A 1,225-nucleotide genomic window follows, 5' to 3' on the forward strand; every position below is an offset into this window, starting at 1 on the left:
GCCCACCGGCGCATCGGCCCCGGCGCACGCGCCGCGCGGCCCGGTGTCCGACCGCAAGGTGGTCTACTTCCCCAGCTGCATCGCCCGCTCCATGGGCCCGGCCCGCGACGACGAACAGCGCGACCCGCTGCCCGCCAAGACCATCGGCCTGCTGCTGAAGGCGGGCTACCACGTGCTGTTCCCCGAAAAAATGGGCGACCTGTGCTGCGGCCAGCCCTTCGAGAGCAAGGGTTTCAAGGCCCAGGCCGACATGAAGGCCAAGGAACTGTCCGAGGCCCTGCTGAAGGTCAGCGACAACGGGGCCATTCCCGTCCTGTGCGACACCAGCCCCTGCCTGTACCGCATGAAGGAAACCCTGGATAAGCGCCTGAAGCTCTACGAACCCATCGAATTCGCGCTGGAACACCTGACGCAGGCGCTGGACTTCCGCAAGGCGGAGCGCACCATCGCCATCCACTCCACCTGCACGGCGGTGAAGCTGGGCCTGCCCGGCAAGTTCAAGCAACTGGCGGAACTGTGCGCCGAACAGGTCATCGTGCCGGAAGACGTGTTCTGCTGCGGCTTTGCGGGCGACCGGGGCTTCAGCTTCCCGGAACTGAACACGGGCGCGCTGAAGGAACTGCGGCGGCAGGTGGAAATCTGCGAGGAAGGCTACTCCACCAGCCGTACCTGCGAAATCGGCCTTTCGTTGCACGGCAAGATTCCGTACCGCAACATCCTGTACCTCGTGGATGAGGTGACCACGCCGAAGCCCGCGTAAGGACTTCAAATTGTCGTTTCGCCCGTTGGCATTCGCCTGGCGGAAACGGACAGTATCGCATCCACCAGCACATGAACGAAACGACCGGGAGTGGCCGCAGGGCCGCTCCCGGTCTTGTCATGGGCGTGGTGCAAAAGGGGAAGGGCGGATGGAACAGGGTGAGGATGCGGGAGCGGCGAGGTCCTACCACAGGTAGGGCTCGGCCTCGCGCCACTGGAAGATGAACGGGTCGCCGGGCGGCGGAATGAGCCGGACCGCGTCCGCCGTGAACACCCAGCCGGAGTTCAGCGACCCGGCAAACATGTCGCGCGGGGCAAGGCGGGCCAGCTTGTCGGGCAGTTTCTCGCGGGTCAGGCGACCGTACACCTCCACCCACTGGCCGTCGCGCAGCCCGGCCAGCACACCTCGCGACGCGGGCGCAGGCAGCGTGGAGGCCACGCCGGGGGCGGGCGAAGAATCGACCGG

General features: G+C 66.5%; 1 protein-coding gene and 1 pseudogene. One reads left to right on the top strand and one right to left on the bottom strand.

Going from position 1 to position 1,225, the window contains the following annotated elements; genetic code table 11:
* Positions 1 to 760 (top strand): (Fe-S)-binding protein (locus FVW20_RS15930; RefSeq protein WP_196610372.1); only part of this gene is annotated, 760 nt, incomplete at its 5' end.
* A gap of 183 nt (positions 761 to 943) precedes the next feature.
* Here the strand turns inward: FVW20_RS15930 and FVW20_RS15935 are convergent.
* A pseudogene (locus FVW20_RS15935) lies at positions 944 to 1,225 on the bottom strand (hypothetical protein); the annotation flags it as partial.

It is taken from the genome of Nitratidesulfovibrio oxamicus (genome assembly GCF_015731765.1).
Taxonomy (GTDB): domain Bacteria; phylum Desulfobacterota; class Desulfovibrionia; order Desulfovibrionales; family Desulfovibrionaceae; genus Cupidesulfovibrio; species Cupidesulfovibrio oxamicus.